This is a genomic window from Kitasatospora sp. NPDC057500 (genome assembly GCF_042802195.1).
In the GTDB taxonomy this organism is placed as follows: domain Bacteria; phylum Actinomycetota; class Actinomycetes; order Streptomycetales; family Streptomycetaceae; genus Kitasatospora.
The window spans coordinates 1-5,170 of the sequence record NZ_JBHVER010000340.1; the positions used below are offsets into that span (position 1 = coordinate 1).

Consider the following 5,170-nt stretch of genomic DNA (forward strand, 5'->3'; position numbering starts at 1 on the left):
GGCCGGCCCGGGCCCCACCGACCGGAGGTGACAGTGAACGGCCAGCCGACCGCCGACGTGGTCGACCGGATCAAGGACATTCCCCTCTACCGCGACTCGATCGAACGGGGGTACTTCCCCGTTCTGGAGAAACCCGAGATCGCCCGCGGATTCCCGGACAACTGGATGACGCCCGGCCTCGCCGCGGCCCTCGCCGCGGGCGACGCGGAGATGGTGCTCTCCACCGGCACCAACCACGCCCGCATGCAGATCATCCGGCCGCCGTACTTCCTGCTGAAGTCCTATTACCGGCTGTGGAGCGAGCACCCCGACATCTCCGGCACCTGGGCGGAGGGCTGTCCGAGGGTCTCCCTGACCACCGTCCTGGCGACCGAGCACGTGGCACGCGTCAACGCCCGCAAGCGGGGCGAGGAGCCGGCCGCCGAACCGTCGCCGGAGGACCGCCGGCTGGACGACCGCACCCGCTACCTCAACCTCCGCCTCGACCCCGGCCACTGGCGGCGGGCGGACGTCGAGCGCATGCTCGCCGAGATCCGGGCGGCCGCCGGGGCGCACCCGGACGGCCGCTACCACCTCGACTGCTCCTCCTCCCACCTCGCGCACCTGGTGCGCAAGGTCCGGGCCTGGGGCCTGTGGGCCGACTTCCCGCAGCCGGCCAGCATCGTGCACGCCTACGAGTACACCCCCGTGAACGTCGCCCGGTACCTGCGCGAGCACTTCGACTGCCCGATCGTCGACCTGTTCGGCAGCACCGAACTCGGCTACCTCTACTACAGCGACCGCAGCGGCCGGTACCGGCCCTTCCTCGACGGGATGAGCGTCGAACTCCTCCCCGTCGCCCCGGGCAGCGGGATCCACAGCCTGATCGTCACCAGCGTCCGCAACCCCTGGATGCCGCTGGTCCGCTACCGCTCCGGCGACTGCGTCCGCACCCTGGACGGCAGCACGGACCCCGGCCGCATCGCCCGGTTCTGCGGCCGGGAGAAGGAACTGCTCGCCACCCCCGGGGGCCCGGTCGCCCAGGGCGACCTCGACGAGGCGGTCGGCGCGGTCACGCCCCGGACCTTCCTCCACCGACTCGACGTGACGGGCCCGGGGGAGGACGCCGTACTGCGCTGCACCACCTTCGACGGCGCCCCGTTGACGGCGGCCGAGGCGGACGCCCTGGCGGGTGAGGCCGGACGGCTGACCGGACGGCCGTGCCGGGTCGAGCACCACGAGCACCTGCCGATCGGCGCCTCGGGCAAGTACGCCTGGCTCGCCACGACCCCGCCCCCGGCCGACGGGGACAGCCACGGAGGCACCCGATGACCGCCGACCGGCCCCGCGTCACCGCCGAGGACCTCAGGGCCCTGCTCGGCGAGGAACTCCACGGCGAGGTGGTGGCCTACACCGCCGCGCGCACCGGCGTCACGCCGGCCGACGCCGAGCGGCAGGTCACCGAGTGCCTGCGCTACCTCTACCTGGTCTCAAGCCACCGCGAGGAGCTCGCCGGCCTCTTCCTGCCGGTCGAGCAGGACATCGACGAGATCTGGCACTACCTCATCCTGCAGACCCGCGAGTACCGCGCCCTGTGCGAGGAGCGCCTGCCGGGCCGGTTCTTCGTCCACCACCGCGGCATCCCGTACGAGGCGTACCAGGAGGAGCCCGGCCGGGAGGCGGCCGCCGAGCAGGCGCTGCGCTGGATCCCGCTCTACTGCCGGGAGTTCGGCCCCTTCGACGAGGGGGCGCTGGCACACTGGACGATCGTCCGCTACCTCCACGAGGAGCTGGACATGTCGCTGGAGGAGATCTCGGCGCTGCGCCCGACGGCGGCGGCATGACGGTCTCCCCGCAGGTCGCCGCCGGGCCCGGGCACCCGCCCGAACACCCGGCGCAGCGACGGGTGCTGGCCGTACTGGTGGCCTCCCAGCTGGTGAGCGGGATCGGGCTCACCGCGGGCGTCGTGGTGGGATCGCTGATCGCCGAGGAGATGCTCGGCTCGACCGGGCTGGCGGGCCTGCCCACCGCCCTGTTCACCGGCGGGTCGATGCTCGGCGCGCTGGGCCTCGGGCGGCTCTGCCAGGCCTGGGGGCGCCGGCCGGGCCTCGGCCTCGGGTACGCGGTCGGCGCCCTGGGCAGCGTCGGGGTGGTGGTCGCGGTGGCCGCCGACCAGGTGGCCCTGCTGCTGCCCGCACTGCTGGTCTACGGCGCCGGCACCGCCACCAACCTGCTCGCCCGGTACGCGGGCGCCGATCTGGCCGCCCCGCAGCGGCGCGGCAGGGACGTCAGCCGGGTCCTGCTCGCCTCCACCTTCGGCGCGGTCGCCGGGCCCAATCTGGTGTCCCTGGTCGGCGGGCCGGCCGAGGAGTGGGGGCTGCCGCGGACGGCCGCGCCGTTCGTGCTGGCCGCCGTCGGGTACGCGGTGGCGGCCGTGGTGGTCGGTTCCCTGCTGCGGCCCGATCCGCTCCGCTCGGCCCGCGCCCTGACGCCGCCGCCCGCGGTGCCGAAGGACCCGGCGCCCGAGGCGGAACCGGGCGGACCGGCCGAACCGGTCGGCCGTGCGGTCCGGGACCCGGTCCGGACGCCCGGCGTGGCGACCGGTCTGTGGATCATGGTGCTGGGCCAGCTGCCGAAGGTCGCCCTGATGGCGATGATCCCGGTCCACCTGGCCGCCAACGGCCACGGCACCGCCGCGATCGGCCTGGTGGTCTCGCTGCACATCGGCGCGATGTTCCTGCCGTCCCCGCTCAGCGGCCTGCTGGTCGACCGCTGGGGCGCGCTGCCGGTGGCCGCCGTCGCCGGCGTCACGCTCGCCGCCGCCGCCCTGCTGGTCGGCCTCGCCCCGGGGGACTCGGTGCCGTTGGTCGCGGCGGGCCTGCTGCTGGCCGGCGTCGGCTGGAACCTGGGCCTGGTCGGCGGGACCGCCGTGGTGACCGCCGCCGCGCCGCCCGCGCGCGGCGCCGCCACCCAGGGCCTGGCCGATGTGGGGCTCTCGGTCGCGGGCTGCACCGGCGGCCTGCTCTCCGGCCCGGTGGTGGCGGCCGGCGGCTACGGCACGCTGGCCGTGGGCTGCGCCCTGGTGGCCCTGCTCGTCACCCCGGTGGCGCTGTGGGCCGCCCGTCCGTCGCGCGCGGCGGCGGCCGGCGGGCCGGTGTCCGCGCCCGGTGCTGCCCGGCGCTGAGAAATGCGGCGGTGCCGCGGTCCGTCCCCCTCGACGAACCGCGGCACCGCCCTTATCCCGTCCCGGAGACGATCCGGTCCGCTCAGATCGCCTGCCAGAGGGCCGGGACGATGTTGGGCTCCCAGCCCACCTGGGCCGTGTGGCCCTGGAGGCACCGGTAGCTGGCACCGTTGTAGGTGACGACGTCACCCTGCTGGTACGTGGTGCCGGGGGTCCAGCTGCCGCCACCGGGGCCCGGGTCGGAGCTGACCACGAGCGAGTAGCTGCTGGTGTGGCTGACCGAACCGGTACCGGTCACGGTCAGGTTGTACGTCCCGTTCGGGACCGACGCGCCGACCGAGACGGAGAGCGTCGCGGAGCCGCCGGACTGGACCGAGGACGGGCTGACCGTGGCGGTCACCCCGGCCGGCGCGCCGGAGACGGAGAGGCTCACCGTCTGGGCGGAGCCGGAGGTGGTCTGGGTGCTCACCGTGGCGGTGGCGGACTCGCCCGGCTTGACGTTGCCGGTGGCCGGGTTGACGGCGACCGAGAAGTCGTTGGTCGGGATCGGGCCGCTGCCCACCGAGGTCTTCCACAGGGTGTAGGCGACACCGTCGGCGCTGCGGTCCAGCACCGTGGCGTTGATGTTGCTGGTGGTGTCGCAGGCGGAGTGGTAGCAGGAGTCGTAGGCGCGACCCGCCGTGCCGCCCCACTTCGTCGCCTGGGCCGAGGTCTTGGTGGCGCTGGCGCCCGCCGCGTAGCCCGAGGTCGGGATGCCGGCCGACTGGAACGAGGCGTCGTCCGAGCGGCCCTGGCCCTCGACGTTCTCCTCCGGACGGAGGTTCAGCGAGTCCCAGTACGCCTTCATCGGCGCCGAGGTGGCGGAGTTGAGGTTGTTGATGAAGTAGCCGCCGTTGGTCGAGCCGACCATGTCGAAGTTGTAGTAGCCCTTGATCGCGCTGCGGGCGGTCGAGCTCAGCTGGCTGACGTAGTGCTTGGAGCCCTGCAGGCCCTGCTCCTCGCCGGTCCACCAGGCGAACCGCACGTGGCGGGTCAGGGTCGGGTTCGCCTGGGCCAGGGCCAGCGCGTTCTCCAGCAGCACGGCCGAGCCGGAGCCGTTGTCGTTGATGCCCGGGCCGGCGCTGACGCCGTCCAGGTGCGCGCCGAACATGGTGACCTGGTCGGCGGGGCCGCCCGGCCAGTCGGCGATCAGGTTGTTCGCCTGGTAGGTGCAGGTGGTGCAGGTCTGCTCGGAGACCTGGTAGCCGGCCGCCTGGAGCTTGGCCTTCACGTAGGCGAGCGACTGGCTGTACCCGGCCGTGCCGGTGCGCCGGTTGCCGCCGTTCTGCGAGGCGATGGTGTTGAACTGGCTCAGGTGCGCCTGGACGTTGGCGACGCTGATGTCAGGGGCGCTGCCGCCCGGGTTGCCACCGCCGACCGTCAGCGTGTACTGCGCGGTGTGGGTGACCTGGCCGGTGGCGGTGACCGTGATGACGTAGCTGCCCGGCGCGGTGTTCGCGCTGGTGGAGACGGTCATCGTGGAGGACGCGCCGGTCTGCACCGAGGACGGGCTGAAGCTGACGCTCGCGCCGCTCGGGGCGCCGGAGGCGCTCAGGTTGACCGACTGCGCGTTGCCCGAGGTGACGGCGGTGTTGACCGTCGCGGTGGCGGAGGAGCCGGGCTGGACCTGACCGGCCGACGGGTTCAGCGAGAGCGAGAACTCGTTGTTCTGGCCGCCGTCGGTGCAGGTCGGGTCACCGGGCTGCGCGGGGACGCTGATGGCGTCCCAGGCGGCCTTGGTGCGGTTCCACAGGGTGCAGCTCGGGTCGAGGTTCTTGGCCGCGGTCAGGGTGGTGGTCCGGTACTTCTTGTGGGTCATGCCGCTGGTCTTGAGCAGCATGCCGCCGTAGAAGATCCGGCCCGCGTCCTTGGCGCCGATGCCGGTGACGGTGGAGTTGTTGCAGGTCGGGCTGGTGGGCTTGCCGCCGCCCGGGTTGGAGCCCTCGGCGAGCAGGTAGAACCAGTGGT

Annotated in this window: 4 protein-coding genes; 3 read left to right on the forward strand and 1 reads right to left on the reverse strand. The window is 73.7% G+C overall.

Going from position 1 to position 5,170, the window contains the following annotated elements; all coding sequences use genetic code 11:
* The first annotated feature begins 33 nt into the window (after nt 1-33).
* The 3 genes from ACFU74_RS35920 to ACFU74_RS35930 are packed head-to-tail and all read left to right on the forward strand — an operon-like array spanning nt 34 to nt 3,163.
* On the forward strand, nt 34-1,311 hold the full coding sequence (locus ACFU74_RS35920; protein ID WP_380764333.1) for a hypothetical protein: 1,278 nt from the start codon (nt 34-36) through the stop codon (nt 1,309-1,311).
* On the forward strand, nt 1,308-1,823 hold the full coding sequence (locus tag ACFU74_RS35925) for a hypothetical protein (protein WP_380764330.1): 516 nt from the start codon (nt 1,308-1,310) through the stop codon (nt 1,821-1,823). The genes ACFU74_RS35920 and ACFU74_RS35925 overlap by 4 nt, the downstream gene beginning before the upstream one ends.
* Entirely contained in the window at nt 1,820-3,163 is a 1,344-nt protein-coding gene (locus ACFU74_RS35930) for an MFS transporter (protein ID WP_380764331.1), read from the forward strand. Before ACFU74_RS35925 ends, ACFU74_RS35930 begins: the two co-directional genes overlap by 4 nt.
* Nucleotides 3,164-3,245: 82 nt before the next feature.
* On the opposite strand, the gene ACFU74_RS35935 is transcribed toward ACFU74_RS35930, so the two are convergent.
* Nucleotides 3,246-5,170 (reverse strand): M28 family peptidase (locus ACFU74_RS35935; protein WP_380764332.1); only part of this gene is annotated, 1,925 nt, incomplete at its 5' end.

Bases quoted from the DNA above. Each gene is read 5' to 3' on its own strand.
- ACFU74_RS35925 (WP_380764330.1), top strand. From the start codon at position 1,308: ATGACCGCCGACCGGCCCCGCGTCACCGCCGAGGACCTCAGGGCCCTG.
- ACFU74_RS35930 (WP_380764331.1), top strand. From the start codon at position 1,820: ATGACGGTCTCCCCGCAGGTCGCCGCCGGGCCCGGGCACCCGCCCGAA.